The 16,862-nt window shown below is 68.1% G+C and carries 17 protein-coding genes; 10 read left to right on the top strand and 7 right to left on the bottom strand.

Going from position 1 to position 16,862, the window contains the following annotated elements:
* Window positions 1–4 precede the first annotated feature (4 nt).
* Window positions 5–619: a carbonic anhydrase gene (locus V8J38_RS03565; RefSeq protein ID WP_338577929.1), complete on the top strand. Its 615-nt coding sequence runs from the start codon at window positions 5–7 to the stop codon at window positions 617–619.
* A gap of 82 nt (window positions 620–701) precedes the next feature.
* The gene (gene pgsA / locus V8J38_RS03560; RefSeq protein ID WP_338577928.1) at window positions 702–1,328 is read left to right on the top strand and encodes a CDP-diacylglycerol--glycerol-3-phosphate 3-phosphatidyltransferase; all 627 of its coding nucleotides are present in this window, start codon (window positions 702–704) and stop codon (window positions 1,326–1,328) included.
* 174 nt (window positions 1,329–1,502) lie between these two features.
* Here the strand turns inward: pgsA and V8J38_RS03555 are convergent, their stop codons facing one another.
* Window positions 1,503–2,030: a GNAT family N-acetyltransferase gene (locus tag V8J38_RS03555; RefSeq protein WP_338577927.1), complete on the bottom strand. Its 528-nt coding sequence runs from the start codon at window positions 2,028–2,030 to the stop codon at window positions 1,503–1,505.
* Entirely contained in the window at window positions 2,027–4,123 is a 2,097-nt protein-coding gene (locus tag V8J38_RS03550; RefSeq protein WP_338577926.1) for a S46 family peptidase, read from the bottom strand. Before V8J38_RS03550 ends, V8J38_RS03555 begins: the two co-directional genes overlap by 4 nt.
* Before the next feature lie 188 nt (window positions 4,124–4,311).
* Here V8J38_RS03550 and V8J38_RS03545 point away from each other — a divergent pair, with 188 nt between their 5' ends.
* A complete protein-coding gene (locus V8J38_RS03545; protein WP_338577925.1) occupies window positions 4,312–4,623 on the top strand; it encodes a YdeI/OmpD-associated family protein in 312 nt (103 codons plus the stop codon).
* Window positions 4,624–4,689: 66 nt separating this feature from the next.
* Here the strand turns inward: V8J38_RS03545 and V8J38_RS03540 are convergent, their stop codons facing one another.
* A complete protein-coding gene (locus tag V8J38_RS03540; RefSeq protein ID WP_291779176.1) occupies window positions 4,690–6,783 on the bottom strand; it encodes a S46 family peptidase in 2,094 nt (697 codons plus the stop codon).
* Between the two features lie 183 nt (window positions 6,784–6,966).
* Between V8J38_RS03540 and V8J38_RS03535 the strand changes: the two genes are divergently transcribed.
* The 3 genes from V8J38_RS03535 to V8J38_RS03525 are packed head-to-tail and all read left to right on the top strand — an operon-like array spanning window position 6,967 to window position 9,943.
* The gene (locus V8J38_RS03535) at window positions 6,967–8,139 is read left to right on the top strand and encodes an ABC transporter permease (protein WP_291779173.1); all 1,173 of its coding nucleotides are present in this window, start codon (window positions 6,967–6,969) and stop codon (window positions 8,137–8,139) included.
* 5 nt (window positions 8,140–8,144) lie between these two features.
* Window positions 8,145–8,903 carry an ABC transporter ATP-binding protein gene (locus V8J38_RS03530; RefSeq protein WP_291779169.1) on the top strand — a complete coding sequence of 253 codons (759 nt, stop codon included), beginning with the start codon at window positions 8,145–8,147 and terminating at the stop codon, window positions 8,901–8,903.
* A gap of 23 nt (window positions 8,904–8,926) precedes the next feature.
* Complete coding sequence (locus tag V8J38_RS03525; RefSeq protein ID WP_291779166.1) at window positions 8,927–9,943, top strand: HlyD family secretion protein; 1,017 nt, start codon at window positions 8,927–8,929, stop codon at window positions 9,941–9,943.
* A gap of 96 nt (window positions 9,944–10,039) precedes the next feature.
* Here V8J38_RS03525 and V8J38_RS03520 read toward each other — a convergent pair whose 3' ends face one another.
* Both V8J38_RS03520 and V8J38_RS03515 read right to left on the bottom strand, forming a co-directional pair.
* Window positions 10,040–10,837: a crotonase/enoyl-CoA hydratase family protein gene (locus V8J38_RS03520; protein ID WP_338577923.1), complete on the bottom strand. Its 798-nt coding sequence runs from the start codon at window positions 10,835–10,837 to the stop codon at window positions 10,040–10,042.
* Window positions 10,838–10,962: 125 nt separating this feature from the next.
* Window positions 10,963–11,124: a hypothetical protein gene (locus V8J38_RS03515; RefSeq protein ID WP_162938831.1), complete on the bottom strand. Its 162-nt coding sequence runs from the start codon at window positions 11,122–11,124 to the stop codon at window positions 10,963–10,965.
* A gap of 166 nt (window positions 11,125–11,290) precedes the next feature.
* On the opposite strand from V8J38_RS03515, the gene V8J38_RS03510 reads away from it, so the two are divergent.
* On the top strand, window positions 11,291–11,509 hold the full coding sequence (locus V8J38_RS03510) for a DUF1289 domain-containing protein (protein ID WP_338577921.1): 219 nt from the start codon (window positions 11,291–11,293) through the stop codon (window positions 11,507–11,509).
* A 77-nt stretch (window positions 11,510–11,586) separates the two neighbouring features.
* Window positions 11,587–12,078 carry a retropepsin-like aspartic protease family protein gene (locus V8J38_RS03505; RefSeq protein WP_338577920.1) on the top strand — a complete coding sequence of 164 codons (492 nt, stop codon included), beginning with the start codon at window positions 11,587–11,589 and terminating at the stop codon, window positions 12,076–12,078.
* Window positions 12,079–12,085: 7 nt separating this feature from the next.
* Here the strand turns inward: V8J38_RS03505 and V8J38_RS03500 are convergent, their stop codons facing one another.
* Window positions 12,086–12,925, bottom strand: a complete 840-nt coding sequence (locus V8J38_RS03500) for an LD-carboxypeptidase (protein WP_338577918.1) — start codon at window positions 12,923–12,925, stop codon at window positions 12,086–12,088.
* 76 nt (window positions 12,926–13,001) lie between these two features.
* On the opposite strand from V8J38_RS03500, the gene V8J38_RS03495 reads away from it, so the two are divergent.
* Complete coding sequence (locus V8J38_RS03495) at window positions 13,002–14,390, top strand: UDP-N-acetylmuramate--L-alanine ligase (RefSeq protein WP_338577917.1); 1,389 nt, start codon at window positions 13,002–13,004, stop codon at window positions 14,388–14,390.
* A 117-nt stretch (window positions 14,391–14,507) separates the two neighbouring features.
* Window positions 14,508–16,109: an ATP-binding protein gene (locus V8J38_RS03490; protein ID WP_338577915.1), complete on the top strand. Its 1,602-nt coding sequence runs from the start codon at window positions 14,508–14,510 to the stop codon at window positions 16,107–16,109.
* Window positions 16,110–16,136: 27 nt separating this feature from the next.
* Here V8J38_RS03490 and V8J38_RS03485 read toward each other — a convergent pair whose 3' ends face one another.
* Window positions 16,137–16,814, bottom strand: a complete 678-nt coding sequence (locus V8J38_RS03485) for a Fe2+-dependent dioxygenase (RefSeq protein WP_291779138.1) — start codon at window positions 16,812–16,814, stop codon at window positions 16,137–16,139.
* Between the last annotated feature and the right edge of the window lie 48 nt (window positions 16,815–16,862).

Below are 16,862 nucleotides of genomic sequence, written 5' to 3'. Positions count from 1 at the left end.
GGTCATGACCGACGAACTGACCAAGGGCTATCACCGCTTCCGCCAGAATCGGTGGCCGTCCGAACACGCCGAATACGAAGCCCTGGCCGCCAACGGCCAGAAGCCGCACACCCTGGTGGTGGCCTGTTCCGACAGTCGCGCCGATCCGGCCCTGATCTTCGACACGGCGCCGGGCGAGCTGTTCGTGGTGCGCAACGTCGCCAACCTGGTTCCGCCCTATCAGCCCGACGGCAAGCTGCACGGCGTCTCGGCGGCGCTGGAGTTCGGCGTCAATGTCCTGCAGGTCCGGCATGTCGTCGTCATGGGCCACGCCTCCTGCGGCGGCGTCACCGCCATGCTCAAGGGCTCGCCCGCCAACTGTCAGGACTTCGTCGCCCCCTGGGTCGAGCAGGCCGCCCCGACCGTGCGCCGCGTGGTCGAGACGCTGCCCGCCGATCAGGTCGAATGCGCGGCCGAGGAGGCCGTGGTGCGCCTGTCGCTGGACAATCTGCGCACCTTCCCCTGGATCGCGGAAAAGGAAGCGGCGGGCGAACTGAAGCTCAGCGGTCTGCACTTCGGCATCGCCCTGGGCATCCTGTCCAAGCTGACCGGGCCGGGGCGTTTCGAGCGGCTGGACTGAGGACGGCGCCCTCTCCGCTCAGCCCGCCCTCGCCTCTGGCCGCGAACCATGGCACACCCGGCGTGTTGCAACGGAAGACGTCATGGCCCCTGCCTACAAAGCCATCCCCAACATCCTGACCAGCCTGCGGCTGGCGGCCGGGATCGTCATGTTCCTGCTGCTGGCGGGCGCGACCAGCGGCTTCCCCTTCGTCTCGGCCTGGCTGAGCCCTGACGACCAGTTCGCCATGTATCGGACGGGCTTCTGGATCTTCGTCATCGCCGCCTCGACAGACTGGATCGACGGCTACCTGGCCCGCCGCTGGAAGGCCGAGACTCGCTGGGGGGCCATTCTGGACCCGATCGCCGACAAGATCCTGGTCACCGGCGCCGTGCTGGGCGTGCTGACCTCGGGTTCGGTGCAACAGATCATCATTCCCTGCGGCCTGATCCTGTTCCGAGAGTTCGCCGTCTCGGCCCTGCGCGAGACGATGGCGGGCCGCATCACCCTGCCGGTGACCCTCGCCGCCAAGTGGAAGACCACCCTGCAGATGGTGGCGCTGGGCTGCCAACTGTTCGCCCGCAACTGGGACGGCTGGGGCCTGCCGTTCGACTATCTGCCGCACTTCCAGCTGTTCTCGGACGCCCTGATCTGGCTGGCCGCCCTCGTCACCCTGTGGACCGGCTGGCAGTATTTCAGCGCCGCCCAGAAGCAGATGCGGGATCTCTAAATCCTTCTCCCCTTGTGGGAGAAGGTGGCAGGCGGAGCCTGACGGATGAGGGGTGTCGGCGACGCGGGTTGAAGATCCCCCCCTCGCCTGCGCCCCTTTTTTCATGCCGTCGCGCCAGCACCCCTCATCCGAGCGCCTCCGGCGCCCACCTTCTCCCACAAGGGGAGAAGGAGGTCAGAGCGTCTTCTCAAGCACCACGAACTCCAGCTCGCGCGTCTGGGGCAGGCCGAAGCGTTCGTCGTCCAGCGGGAAGGGCCGCGTCTCGCCGGTCAGGCGATAACCGCGCCGTTCGTACCAGGCGATCAGTTCGCCTCGCTGACGGATGACCGTCATCTCCATGCGCGTCGCGCCGAAGCGAGCGACGGCCTGGGCTTCAGCAGCCTCGATCAGCACCCGTCCCAGACCGCCCGCCTGACGCGCCGGATCGACGGTCAGCAGGCCGAGATAGGCCAGCCCCTCGCCCTGATCCGCCACCTGGACGCAGCCGGTCAGGCCGCCCTCGACCTCGGCCAGCAGGATGACCCGCGAGGCGTCGGCCAGGATGTCGCGCAGTTCAACTTCGTCCGTGCGCTGGCCGCCCAGCAGGTCGGCCTCATGGGTCCATCCGGCCTTGGCGCTGTCCCCGCGATAGGCGCTTTCGATCAGACGATGCAGCGCCGGAACATCGTCCGGCGCGGCAGGGCGCAAGCTCAGCTCGCTCATTGAACGCCGAGTTCCTCGACCAGGTGATCCATGCCGTAGACGTCGCGCAGGGCCGTGGTGACGGCCTGGGTGGTGACGATGACGCTGCGGTTGACGTTGCGGTCATAGCCATAGGCGTTGCGCTGGGTCAGGACGGTGGAGTCGAAGTTGGCGCCGATGATCTCGCCCCGGGCGTTGACGGCGGGCGAGCCGGACGAGCCGCCGATGGTGTCGGACGACACCGCCATATCCATCACCGTCGCGGGGTCGATGCGGTCCTTGGCGGACAGCAGCCTGGGCGCGACGTTGAACGGCTCGGCGCCGGTGGCGCGGTCCCACAGTCCGGCGAAGGTGGTGAAGGCGGGGATGCGCTGCCCCGGCACGTCGGTCCCCTCTACCCGGCCGTAGGTCAGGCGCAGCGTGCCCGTGGCGTCCGGATAGACGGCGTCTCCGAAGACGGCGAAGCGGGCGGCGGCCAGTTGTTCGGAGGCGCGGTCGGTCGGCGCCTGCACCCGGTTCTCCCAGTCCGTGCGGACGGCGCGGGCTTGCGCGTCGATAGCCAGGACGTACTGGATCAGCGGATCGGTCGAGGCCTGGACGGCGGGCAGGCCGCCTTCCCACAGGGCGCGGCGCACGGCGGGGTCGGCCAGCTTCGTGCCCTCGATCAGACGCGCGGACAGGCCCTCGGGGCTTTCCTTGCCCAGCAGGGTGCGGACATAAGGACTGTCGACCGTCAGCCATTCGCGGGTCTTGGACAACCACCACTCCAGGCGGATCTGCTCCAGCGCCGGATAGGTCGGGCGCGCGGCGAAGAGGCTGGACTGGACCCCAGCCAGGCGGCTGTCCGAAAACTCGGACAGACGCTGGTCGGACGGCTTGGCGCGCTCCTGGGCGCCGCGCACGATGGCCCGCGCCCATTGGAACAGGGGAGAGCCGCCCGCGACCGAGGTGGTGCCCATGCCGGTGCCGCCTTCCAGCAGAGCCATGGCCGGATAAAGCTCGCGCGCCAGCGGCTGGACATCAGCCAGAACAGCCCAGGGGTCGCCGACTTCGGCGGACAGGGCCTCGTTCTCGGCCACGCCGCGACGGAAGACGGTCTCCTGCCCGGCCAGTTGGTCCATGAAGGCCGGGTCGATCAGGGCCGCCATGCGGCCGCGGCCGCGCTTGTAGGTGTTCTCCACCCCCGACAGCGGGTCCATGGCGATGAAGGCCTGATCGGCGCCCTCTTCCGAATAGCGGATCAGACGGCCGCGCAGCTCCGAGGCGATCAGCTGGTCCAGCGGCAGGACCACGTCGCGAATGGTCATCAGCTGGGCCTGCGTCAGCAGGCGCTGGGTCGAGCCGGGGTTGCCGGTGACGAAGACGGGCTCGCCCTCGGTCGGCTTGTTCGGGTTCCAGGTGAAGTGGGTCGGCGTCGCGGCGGGCTTGCCGTCCTCATACAGGCGGATGAAGGCCGCATCGATGGCGAAGCGCGGGAAGGAGAAGTTGTCCAGGTCGCCGCCGAAGGTCGCGGCGCGGTCTTCCGGCGCCCAGGCCAGACGCACGTCCGAGTATTTGCGGAACTTGTAGAGCTTGAACTGACCGCCGCGATACAGGCTGACGACCTGACAGCGGATTTTGGAATCGGAACCGCAGGCTTCCGCTTCGATACGGCCGGCCTCGGCCTCGCGCGCCTGGGTGAAGGCCTGACCGTCCAGACCCTCGCCCGCCTTCTGCACCCGCTGGGTCACGTCCGTGATGTCGGTCAGGATCTCGGCCGAGGCGCCGGGGCACTGCAGCTCTTCCTCGCGGCTCCTGGGCGTGAATCCCGTCTCATTGTACTGAAGCTGCGGCGTCGACAGGTTGGCGACACACGAGGAGACGCAGTGATTGTTGGTCATCACCAGCCCCTCGGCCGAGATGACGCCCGCCGAACAGCCGCCGAACTTCACCGACGACAGGCGAACGCGGTCGAGCCACGCCTGGTCGATGTTCGTGCCCAGGGTCTGGTTGGCGCGGGCGATGGGGAAGTTGTCATAGGTCCACATGCCCTCCTCCGCCTTGGCCGAAGAGGCGGCGGCGAAGGCCAGGACGGCGGCCGAGGCGAACAGAAGGGGGGCGTAGGTGGTGCGCATGAGACATCCTCGGCGTCGCGGCCTTGGTCATCGCCGAGGCCCGGTTTCAGCCCCTTAAACCCGAGGCCGTCTTTGCGGTCAGTCTGAACAGAACCTGGAGGCAAACCGCAACCCCCGGCGAAAGCATTCACATCGCGCCTTCGCGGGTCTAGATTCGGCGAATGACGAAACGGGACGGGATTGACGCGATGTCGGACGACTTCCCCCAGGGCGTGGCGCATCAGGTTCCGGACGATATGCGGGCGCGGCTCTCATCCGAGCCGGAAACCCTCGACCTGTGGCGCGACCTCACCCCGCTGGGGCGCAATGAGTTCATCTGCTGGGTCGAAGACGCCAAACAGGCCGCCACCCGTCAGAAACGGATCGAGCGCGCGGTTGAGGAATTGCACGAAGGCAAACGGCGGCCCTGCTGCTGGGTCGGCTGCATCCATCGCTCGGACAAGGCTCCCGGCCGCTGGCAACAGGCTGTGCTCATCGAGAAGCAGGGCAAGTCGAGATAGGCCTGCGGGCAAAGAAAAAGGGGCGCCCGAAGGCGCCCCCAAATCCCGGATATCAATCCGCCAGGCTCAGCGGCGCACGCCCAGTTCGCGCAGCAGGCGCGGCTGGTCGTAGACGTTGCGCAGGGCCTCGGTGACGGCGGCGGTCGAGACGCTGACCGTGCGGTTCAGCTCGCCGTCGTAGCCGAACGAGCCGCCCAGGGAGTGGATGTTGCCGTCGAAGGCGGCGCCGATCACTTCACCCTTGGCGTTGATCACCGGCGAGCCGGAGTTGCCGCCGATGATGTCGTTGGTCGAGACGAAGTCATAGACGACGTCCTTGTTGATCCGGTCCTGCGCCGCCAGGAAGCGCTCGGCGGCGTTGAACGGCTCGGCGCCGGTGGCGCGTTCGTACAGGCCGCCCATGTGGGTGAAGGACGGAACGGTCACGCCGCGATAGGTCCAGCCCTTCACCTGGCCGTATGACAGGCGAAGCGAGAAGGTGGCGTCCGGATACTGGTTCTCGCCATAGACGGCGAAGCGGGCCTGGGCGACCTTTTCGGCGGCGCGGGCGGTCGGAGCGTTGACGCCCGCGTCCCACTGGGTGCGGACGGCTTGCGCCGCGTCGTCATTGGCCAGGACGAAGGCGATCATCGGGTCGCCCGAGGCGGCCAGCTGTTCCGGCGTCATGGCCAGGGCTTCGGCGCGGAAGGCCGGGTCGATCAGGCGGCTTTGCGACAGGCGGGCGGCGATGACTTCGGGGCTTTCGGCGCCCAGCATGGTCTTCACGTCGGCGCTGTCGACCGTCAGGTATTCGCGGGTCTTCAGCATCCAGTGCGACAGCTGGATCTCCTCGACCCCGACCGGGATCGGCGCGTCCGAGGCCAGGCGGCGGCCCAGGGCGGCGATGTCGCTGTCGGCGTAGCCGGCGCGGCGTTCGGCGACGGGCTTGGCGCGTTCCTTGGACGCGCGGACGATGGCGCGGGCGTAGGAATAGAGGGTCGAACCGCCGCCGGCGTTCGCTTCAAGCTGGCGATAGGGCAGATAGAGGTCGCGGGCGGTCGCCTGCACCTTTTCCAGATCGGCCCACGGGTCGCCGATGCGTTCGGCCACAGCCGGATCGGCGGCGACACGCTGGCGCAGTTCCGCCTCTTCCTGGCGCTTCTTGGCCATGAAGGCCGGATCGGTCAGCGCGCCCTGCTGGCCGTAATAGACCTTGAAGCTGTTCTCCAGGCCGAAGATGGGATCGAGCGCGACGCGCTTCTCTTCCTCGCCGATCGTCGAATATTCGATCAGGCGGCCGCGCAGCTCTGCGCCCTGGATCAGGGTGATCGGAATCTGCTGGTCGCGCAGGCGCTCCAGCTGGCTCATGGTCAGCAGGCGCGAAGTCGAGCCGGGGTTGCCCGCCACGAAGGTCACTTCGCCGTCGACCGGCGCGTTGGGATTCCACTTCAGGTGGTTGGGCGTGGCGACCGGCTTGCCGTCCTCATAGGCGCGCAGGAAGGCGGCATCGAGGGCGTAGCGCGGGAAGTTGAAGTTGTCCGGATCGCCGCCGAAGAAGGCCGCCTGGAACTCGGGCGCGAAGACCAGACGCACGTCTTCGTACTTGCGGAACTTGTAGAGGGCGTATTTGCCGCCGCGATAGAAGCTGATGACCTGGCAGGTCAGCTTGCGGTCGTCGCCGCAGGCTTCCTTCTGGATGGCGTCGATCTCGGCCGAGCGGGCGGCGACGAAGGCCGCGCCTTCCAGACCCGCGCCGGCGCCCAGGACGCGATCGGTCACGTCGGTGATGTCGGTCAGGACCTCGGCGGTCTGGCCGGGGCAGGTCTTCTCTTCCTCGCGCGTGGCCGGCATCCAACCGTTCTTGACGTAGTCGTTCTGGGCGCTCGACAGATCCTGGACGCAGGAGATGACGCAGTGGTGGTTGGTCAGGATCAGGCCTTCGCCCGACACGAACGAGGCCGAACAGCCCTGCAGGCGCACCGCCGCATTGCGCACGCGATCCAGCCAGGCCTGATCGATGCGCGTGCCGTACTTGTCGTTCACCGTCTGGATCGGAAAGTTGTCGAAGGTCCACATGCCCTCGTCCGCGCGCGCGGCGGAAGCAGGGGCGTTGACCACGACGGCGGCCATGCCGAGGGCGGCCAGAGAGGCGGCGAAGGAAAGGGTGCGGCGAAGTGACATGGGCGTCTCCCTAGAGCGTGACATCACGCCCCGTCTTGCTGTGGCGCCGTCACTAGACCCGCAAGGCCCGCCCCCTCAAGCCCCGCAATAGATCCGGCCGAGCCAGCCTTACCCCGATTTAACTTGGCCTCCGGCGGGGCGACGGTCAGATAACAGCGCAAGTCAGGGGAATGAATACGCGTCATGTCGCTCGCGCTATCCACGCTGCTCTTCGAGTGGCGCCGCTATATGGCCGCCGTCATGGCGCTGGCCCTTTCGGGCCTGCTCGTGCTGGCCATGACCGGGGTCTTCATCGGCATCGGCAAGGGCTTCACCGCCGCCATCGAGCGCTCGAGCGCCGACATCTTCATCATGCAGCCCGGCGCCAAGGCCCTGTTCAGCGGCCCGATAGGAATGCCGCGCCGCTTCGTGCCCCTGGCCTATAACCACCCCGAGGTGGTCGAGGTGAAGACGCTCGACATATCCGGCGGCAATTTCCAGAACATCAAGGACGTCGACCCGACCATGTCGGCGGCGGACCGCGCCAGGCAGGGCGCGCCCAAGCAACGGAGCGTCCTGGTCAACATCATCGACACGGCGCCCGGCTCGGTCACCATCCCGCGCGACTATTCCGAGGAACTGGTCGACGCCCTGCGTCAGCCCTTCACCGTGGCGGTGGACGAGACGGCGCTGACGCCGCTGGGCGTCAAGCTGGGCGACAAGGCCCTGTTCAACGGCCAGACCGTAACCGTGGTCGGGGTGCTGCGCGGCTATCCCAACATGATGCAGCCGACCATCGTCATGTCGCGCGACAGCTTGCGGATGCTGGGCCAGGCCTTCGAGGGGCCGCGCGTCGGCCCGCTCATGATCAAGATCAAGGACCCGGCGCGCGCCGAACACGTCGTCGCCCAACTGAACGCCATGGGCAACGGCCAGTGGAAGGCCTGGACCCGTCAGCAGCTGGCCGACGCCAACGCCGGCGCCATGTTCGAGGAAGGCATACTGGTCATCATCATCGGCGGTTGCGTGGTGCTGGGGATCATCATCGGCGTGGCCATCACCTGGCAGACCCTGCGCGGCGCCATCATGGCCAACATCAAGGAGTTCGCCTCCCTGCGCGCCTTGGGCGTCGGCATGGGCTCGCTGCGCCGCATTGTCATGGAGCTGAGTTTCTGGGTCGGCATGGTCGGGGTCGGCGCGGCCATCCTGCTGACCTGGCTGCTATCCCTGCTGGCCCTGTCCAACGCCGTCATCATCTCCATGCCCCTCAGCCTGCTGCTCGTGGTCGGCGGAGGCCTGATCGGCATCTCCATGCTGTCGGGCTTCCTGTCGATGGGCATCCTGAAGAAGAGCCAACCTGCGGACCTGCTGCGATGAACACCATGGCTTTTGGGCACACGAAAGTTCACGGCAAGCACGGCGAGTTCGCCCTGGAGGCCAAGGGTCTGGTCAAGCGGTTCAAGTCCGGCCGGTCCTATGTTGAGGTGCTGAAGGGCGTGGACTTCGACGCGCGCCACGGCGACCTGACCATGGTCATGGGGCCGTCCGGTTCGGGCAAGTCGACGCTGATCGCCGCCCTGTCCGGCCTGCTGCGGCCCGAGGAAGGGCGCGTCGACGCCCTGGACGTGGATGACCTATGGAAGCTGTCGGGCGGCAGGATCGACAAGTTCCGCCTGGATCACTGCGGCTTCATCTTCCAGGGCTTCAACCTGTTCCCGTCACTGACCGCCCTGCAACAGGTTACGACGGTGCTGAAGTTCCAAGGCCTGTCGCCCGATCGCGCCAAGAAGCGCGCCGCCCTGGCGCTGGAGGAGGTCGGCCTGGGCCATCGCCTGCACCAGCGCCCGGCCGCCCTGTCCGGCGGCGAGAAGCAGCGCGTCGCCATCGCCCGCGCCCTGGCCAAGGACCCGCAGATCCTGTTCGCCGACGAACCGACCTCGGCGCTGGACGGCGAGAACGGCCAGGTGGTCATCCGCCTGCTGCGCCGCGCCGCCACCGAACACGGCGCCGCCGTCATCTGCGTGACGCACGACCCGCGCCTGGAGGCCTGGGCCGACCGGGTCATCCACATCGAAGACGGCGTGATCATCGACGATCAGCGCCGCACCCCCAATCCCGAAGCCATCCTGGCGTCGCACTGACACCGATCCCCTTGAGGACCCCCATGCCCGCATTTCTGAAAAACAAATGGCTCTGGATCGGCCTGGCGCTGCTGGTCGTGCTGATCATCGGCTTCGGCATGATGCAGAAGGCCGGGGCCGCCAAGAAGGCCGAACTGGCCGAGGCGGCCGAGAAGAAGGTCGAAAGCCCCTACTCCGCCATCGCCAACGGCAAGATCGACATCGAGGGCGGCATCATCCAGATCGCCGCGCGACGCGGCGGCGTGGTCCGCGAGGTGCTGGTGCAGGAAGGCGATCTGGTCAAGGCCGGTCAGATCCTGGCCCGCCAGGAGGACGACGAGCCGCGCCTGGCGCTGCAGACCGCCTCGGCCACCCTGGCCGAAGCCGAGAGCCAGTTGCGCCTGATCAACGTCGACATCGCTGCGGCCCAGCGCGAATACGACCGTCTGCAGAAGCTGGTCGCCACCAACTTCGTCGCCGCCCAGCGCATGGATCAGGCCCGCGACGCCATCGCCCAGGCCCAGGCCCGCCTCGGCTCGCAGCAGTCGGCGGTGCAGAGCGCCCGCGCCCGTCGCGATCAGGCCGCCTACGATGTCGAACTGACCGTCATCCGCTCGCCCGCCGACGGCCGCATCGTGCGTCGCTACGCCAACCCCGGCGCCGGCGCCTCAACCCTGAACGTGTCGAACATGTTCGATCTGGAGCCGGCGGCCCCGCGCATCGCCCGCGCCGAGATCGTCGAGGCCGACATCCCGAACGTCGCCGTCGACCAGGCCGTGGAGATCACCCCCGAAGGCGACCCGTCCAAGGTCTATGTCGGCAAGGTGCTGCGCCGCGCCGCCGTCTTCGGCGCCCGCAAGCTGGCCTCGGACGATCCCTCGCAGCGCACCGACGAACGCGTGGTCGAGGTGGTGGTCGCCGTGGACGACGCCCCGTTGCTGATCGGCCAGCGCGTCCTGGTCAAGTTCATGAAGCCGGGCGAAACCGCCGGTGCCAAGCGGGACAACGCCTCCACCGGCGTGCCCGCCGCGCGCGCCATGAAGGCGCCCGCTCGGACGTAACAGCGGTCAGGATGAAGACGGAGAAAGGGCCTCGCGAGGGGCCCTTTTTTTACGGCGACACGGTCTTCACCCGCTCGCCCGGCGGAGAAGGGAAGCTCAGTTCCCCGTAAACTCACCGCTACGCTTCTCCAGCACCGCCGTCACGCCTTCGATGTGGTCGTCGGTCAGGTGGGCCAGGGCCTGCATGGCGGCGGACAGTTCCAGCATCTGGTCGAAATTCATGTCGCGGCCCTGACGCAGCAGACTTTTGGCCATGCGCAGGGCCTGGGGCGGCTGGGCGGCGATCTGTTCCGCCGTCTGCATCGCCTCGTCCATCAGCGTCTCATGCGGGACGACGCGGTTGACCAGGCCCCACTGGTCGGCCGTCGCCGCGTCGATCGAGCGGGCGGTGAACAGCAGTTCGGCGGCGCGGGCGTAGCCGATGTTTCGCGGCAGCAGCCACGAACCGCCGTCGCCGGGAATGATGCCCAGCTTCATGAAGGGCACGCCGAAGCTGGCGCGGTCCGAGGCGATGCGGATGTCGCCCAGTCCGGCGATGTCGCAACCCAGCCCCATGGCCGGTCCGTTGACCGCCGTCACCAGCGGAACCTCCAGGCCATAGAGGGCGCGCACGATGCGATGGACGACGCGGCGATAGCGTTCGCGGATGGCGGCGCCCGAGCCCTCGAACAGGTCGCGGCGATCCTTCATCGCCTTCAGGTCGCCGCCCGCCGAAAAGGCCCGCCCGGCGCCGGTCAGCACCACGCAGCGGATGGAGGGGTCGGCGTTGACGGCGTCGCAGGCGGCGGCGAAGGCCTCGCCGTCTTCCAGGTCTGGCAGGGCGTTCAGTCGATCGGGCCGATCCAGGGTCCAGACCATGACCGCGCCCGTGCGCTCTTCGACGATCAGACCCATGCCGCATTCCCTTTCACCAGTGAAGTCGCCGGTTTCGGCCACAGGGCGGCGCGCTGGCAAGGGCGCAATTGAAAAACCCCGGTCGTTCTGACCGGGGCTTCTGGCTGGATCATCCAGTCTCGCGACTACGCGCGCGGCCGTTTGATCGTTATGGGCACGAAGTTGGACGGGTGGCTGACCACGCGGTCGCCGGCGCCGTTCATCTGCTTCGTGTTCACCAGCATCCCGCCGAAAAGGGCGAAGGACAGCATGGCGTGCTGGAGATTGCGCTCTTTGTTTTCGTTCATTTTTGGCGTCTCCTTTCGTTGAACGATGAAAGAAGACACGTCGTGCTTTTTGGGACTCTCACCCTGTCAGTCGTTTCGCGTCGAGGATGAACATAGCCGCCCGGCGCGAAAAGTCAAGAAATTATAATCCGTTCTCGGACTCATTGTTGCGATATCGTCACGAACCATGCCCCCTGCTCCCGCCTCCGCCCCCCCGCGTCCGATCGTCAGTCCCTGCATCATGGTCTGCACCGTCGACGGCGCGTCCGGCCTGTGCCTGGGCTGTTTGCGCACCCTTCAGGAGATCGCGACCTGGAGCCGGATGACGGACGAGGCCCGCGCCGCCGTCATGGACGACCTGCCGGGTCGCAAAAAGCGGATCGACCCTCGGCTGCTGGGCGAGTGAAAGGCAGGCGTCGTCAACCTTTCGTTCGCCACGTCGCTTCACCGCATGGGAAGAGGCCAGCCCGCATAGTCCGCGACATGATCCGCTTTGAACTACGCTCCGCTGTCGTCTTCGCCGCCGCCCTGGCGTCGGCCTCGGCCTGCGTCGGCGTCCTGATGTGGTGGGAAGGCCCGGCCCAGGCCTACGCCGCCGTGGCCCTGAAGGAGGCGCCGTCGGTGACGCGCGCGGCCGACGGCCACTACTGGGCCGAGGCGACCGTCGAAGGGCGGCCCATGCGGATGCTGGTCGACACCGGCGCCAGCGTGGTGACGCTGAGCCGCGCCGACGCCGAACGGCTGGGCGTGCGGCTGAAGCCGCATGACTTCAACCAGACGCTGAACACCGCCTCGGGCCAGACGCCCGCCGCGCGGGTGCTGCTGACCTCAGTATCCGTGGCGGGGGTGGAGATGACCTCGGTCGAAGCCCTGGTGATCGACCGCGACATGCCCGCAGCCCTGCTGGGCATGAGCTTCCTGGGTCGGCTGTCGGCTTTCGAGGCGCGGCCCGACGGCTTGATCCTGAGGGGTTGAGGGGGGCTCAGCCGCGCGCGCCGAAGGGCACCACCTTATTATCCCGGTCATGGCCGATATCGGCGTCGCCCAGATAGGGAATCCCCGACCGCACGCACCAGTAACGCACGATCTCCTCCGCCGTCAGGCCGAAGTCGGGATCGTTGACGGTGACGTCAGAGACGCGGCCCAGCCGGATGCCCGCCACACGACGGATCGATGCCTGGCTGGTCAGGTGGAACATCATCCGGTCGACGCGATAGAGAGCCTCGGACACCTCTTCCAGCATCAGGACGTGGCCGGTCAGGTCCGGCTCGATCGCCGTCCCGACCAGTTCGTTGAGAATGGTCAGGTTGAAGCCGACGGCGGGTCGGGCGTCGGTCAGCAGGGACGGCTCCAGCGAGGTCGGATCGCCCGACCTCAGCCAGTTCACCGCCCGGCGCCCGGTGGCGTCATGGCGCGATCCGTCCGACGCCATCGGCCCGTGCGCGACATGGGGAAAGCCCGCGCGATAGAGCGCCGCCAGCAGGCTGCCTGCATCAGAATAGCCGAGGTAACGCTTGGCGTAGGCATGGGCGGTCAGCTCGGGGATCACCGCCTCGGCGATACGGCAGGCGCCGTAACCGCCGCGTGCGAACCAGACGGCGTCGATGGCGGGGTCGTTGGCCGTCTCGACGAAGGCGCGGGCGCGGGTGGCGTCGTCGCCGCCGAAATGACCGTGGACCTCATGGAGGGCCGGGTGCAGCGCCAGTTCTACCTCCCCGTCCGGCCAGGTCGCCGCCGCCCAGGCCCGGATCGCCTCGCCCCGCGCCGGATCGAGACGGGAGCTGGCGTTGACGACGCCGATTCGGAACGGTCTGGTCTGCATGGACGGGGTGGCCTTGAGCGTCTTGCGTGCTAGTCAGACCGGACATTCCCCGGTTTCTCGCATTGAAATCAAGCCGATGAACAAAGACTACTTCTTCTGCGGCGTCGGCGGTTCCGGCATGATGCCGCTGGCCATGATCGTTCAGGCCTCGGGCGCCCGTATCGCCGGGTCAGACCGGGCGCTGGATCAAGGCCGCACGCCCGAGAAGTTCGACTGGCTGCGCGCCCACGGCGTCGCCCTGCACCCGCAGGACGGATCGGGCGTGGTCAGCGCTGATCAGGTGGTCGTCGCCACCGGCGCGGTCGAGGACACGGTGCCCGACATCGGCGCGGCCAAACGCGTCGGCGCCGTCATCAAGACCCGGCCTCAGTTGCTGAGCGAACTGTTCAACGCGGCTCCGACCTCGATCGGCGTGGCGGGCACCAGCGGCAAATCCACCATCACCGGCATGGTCGCCTGGATTCTGGATCAGGCCGGCCGCGCCCCGACCGTGGTCAACGGCGCCGTGATGAAGAACTTCGCCTCGCCCGACCAGCCGTTCGCCAGCGCCCTGATCGGCGGACCAGACCTGTTCGTTGCTGAAGTGGACGAAAGCGACGGCTCCATCGCCCGCTATGCTCCGATAGTGGCGGTCGTCTCCAACATCTCGCTGGACCACAAGTCGATGGAGGAGTTGCGCGACCTGTTCGGCGGCTTCGTCAGCCGGGCGACGACGGCGGTGCTGAATCTCGACAACCCCGAGACGGCGGCGCTGGCGCAGACCCTGGCGCCCGGCAAGGCGATCACCTTCGCGCTCGGCGAGGAAGAAGCCGATCTGTCGGCGCATGACCTTGAGCCCCTGCCGACCGGCATGAAGTTCGAGCTGCGCGTGCGCGACGAGGCGGCCCAGGCGGTGACGCTGAACGTGCCGGGCGCGCACAATGTCGCCAACGCCCTGGCGGCCCTGGGCGCGGTCAAGGCGCTCGGCGTGCCGGTGGATCAGGCGGTCGCGGCGCTGGAGACGTTCAACGGCATCCGGCGCCGGCTGGAGGTGGTGGGGACACGGAACGGCGTCACCGTCATCGACGACTTCGCCCACAACCCGGACAAGATCGCCGCCACCCTGAAGACCCTGCACGCCTTTGATGGGCGGCTGCTGATCCTGTTCCAGCCGCATGGCTTCGGCCCGCTGAAGTTGATGAAGCAGGAATTCATCGAGGGCTTCGCCGGGCTGATGCGGCAGGACGACCTGCTGCTGATGCCCGAGCCCGTCTATTACGGCGGCACCACGGACCGCAGCGTCGGCAGCGAGGACATCGCCGCGGGCGTGCGTGCGGCCGGGCGTCAGGCGCAGGCCCTGGCGACCCGCGCCGACTGCGGCGACCGCATCATCGAGACGGCGCAGCCCGGCGACCGCGTGGTGGTCATGGGCGCGCGCGACGACAGCCTGTCGACCTTTGCGGCCGAACTGCTGGCGCGCCTCTGATCATCCGCTACCGGATCATCTGTCAGATTATTCTTGCAAAACATTCATTTACGGAAAAGCGGCTGTTAAGCGGCCTGACCTAACCCTGCGCTCGCAGAACGCAGGGGACGGCTGGGAATGGCCAGGATCGGAGACTTCGTGGACGCCTCGGCGCCCATGGCGCCGGACGCGCCGGGGGCGGACGCCCTGGCCCGTTTCGAGGCCGAGCCCGCGACCCTGGTCATCGCCGTGGCCGACGCCGACGGCCGGCCCGTCGGTCTGATCGAGCGCAACGCCTTCACCCTGAAGCTGGCGGCCGAGTTCGGCCGGGCCCTCTACGCCCGACGGCCGGTCTCGGCGCTGATGGACCCTGCTCCCATGATCGTGGAGGCCGACGCCTCGGCCGACGTCCTGTTCCAGTCGATAGACGCGGCGGGACTGGGCGCCCTGCTGAAGGGGTTCATCGTCGTCTCGCGCGGCCGCTACGTCGGCGTGGGGGCGGGGTTGCACGTGTTGCAGGCCGGGGTGGCGATCCACAAGCGGCGCGCCGAAGCCATGGCCGAACTGGCCCAGAACCTGGTCCGCGCCGAGGCCGAGGCCCGCGCCTCCAGCCGGGCCAAGTCCGAGTTCCTGGCCGTGATGAGCCATGAGATCCGCACGCCCTTGAACGGGGTGCTGGGCGTGGCCGCCCTGATGGAGCGGCAACTGACGCAGGAGGCTCTGCGCCCCCACGTCCGCACCATTCTGGATTCGGGAAACAGCCTGCTGCGCCTGCTGACCGACGCACTGGACATGTCGCGCGCCGAGGCCGGGATGCTGACGCTGGAGCCCGCCCCGCTGGACCTGCAGGCTGTGTCGGCGGACCTGTCCGCCCTGTGGAGCCCGCGCGCCGAGGAGAAGGCGCTGGACCTGCGGGTCGAGAACGACCTCGGCGCCGCCCGCTGGATCGTCGGCGACGAGATGCGGCTGAAGCAGTTGCTCAACAATCTGATCGGCAACGCCCTGAAGTTCACCGAAACGGGTTCGGTCGTGGTGCGACTGACCACGACGCTGGAGACCGGCCAGGTGCGTCTGTCGGCCACGGTGGACGACAGCGGCCCCGGCGTCAGCGACGAGGCGGCGCGCGCCATCTTCGAACCGTTCAACACCGGCGAGGCGGGTCGCCAGGGCGCCGGCGCCGGTCTGGGTCTGGCGATCTGTCGCCAGATCGTCGAGCGCATGGATGGCAAGCTGGCCGTCGAGCGCTCGCCGCAGGGCGGGGCGCGCTTCCGTTTCGACCTGCGCCTTCCCCTGGCCGAGGCGGACGGCCTCCGCAATCCCGAAGCCCTCGCCGACCCCACCGCCCATGCCACACTGCACGTGCTGGTGGTGGACGACAACGCCGCCAACCGCTTCGTGGCGGGCAAGGTGCTGGAGTTGTTCGGCTGCACCCACGAGACCGCCGAGAACGGTCGCCAGGCGGTCGAGCGCGCGGCGGCGACGGCGTTCGACCTGATCCTGATGGACGTGAAGATGCCGGTGATGGATGGCGTGGCGGCGACGCGGGCGATCCGCGCCCTGCCCGGTCCGGCGGCCGCCCTGCCGATCCTGGCGCTGACGGCCAACGCCGATCCGCGCGACGAAACCGCCTATCTGGCGGCGGGGATGGACGGGGTGGCGCAGAAGCCCATCCAGCCCGAGGCCCTGCTGAACGCCATCCGCCTAGTCCTGTCGCGCGGCGAGGCGGCCCAGGCGGCCTGATCGCCCAAGCCCTTCACACCTCGCCCTTCACACCTCGGACCAGCGCCGCAGCAGGTTGTGATAGACCCCGGTCAGCTCGATCACTGCCGCATCCTTCGGCCCCTTGTCCAGGTTCACCCGCTGGATCGCCACGTCGAGGCGGAACAGGTTCTCGCGATCGGCGTCGTCGCGGATCAGGCTCTGCAGCCACATGAAGCTGGAGACGCGCGCGCCGCGCGTGACCGGCGTCACCCGGTGCAGGCTCTTGGACGGATAGAGGACCAGATCGCCCGCCGGCAGCTTGATCGACTGGGCGCCGTACATCTCCTCGATGATCAGCTCGCCGCCGTCATAGTCCTCGGGTTCGGACAGGAAGAGAGTGGCCGACAGGTCGCTGCGGATGCGATGGCCGTCGCGTTGGCGGATGGCGTTGTCGACGTGGGTGCCGAACTCGCCGCCGCCCTCATAGCGATTGAACAGGGGCGGAAAGATCGTGTGCGGCAAGGCGGCCGAGACGAACATCGGATTGGCGTTCAGCGCCTGGACCACCAGGGCCGACACCTCGCGCGCCTGGGCGCTGTCCTCGGGCAGCTGCTGATTGCGCTTGGCGCTCGCCGACTGATGGCCCGAGGTCATGTTGCCGTCGGCCCAGGGGCCGGTGTCCAAAGTCTGGCGCAGGGCCTTCACCTCGGCCTTGGTGAAGACTTCGGGGATGTGCAGCAGCATGGCTCTCTCACCGTCTGGAAACGCATCGGCCCCGCCGCTCGAACGAAC

This window comes from Brevundimonas olei, assembly GCF_037055245.1.
GTDB lineage: Bacteria > Pseudomonadota > Alphaproteobacteria > Caulobacterales > Caulobacteraceae > Brevundimonas > Brevundimonas olei.
Note: the sequence above shows the minus strand (reverse complement) of the source record. Positions and strands in the feature narration are given on the sequence as shown.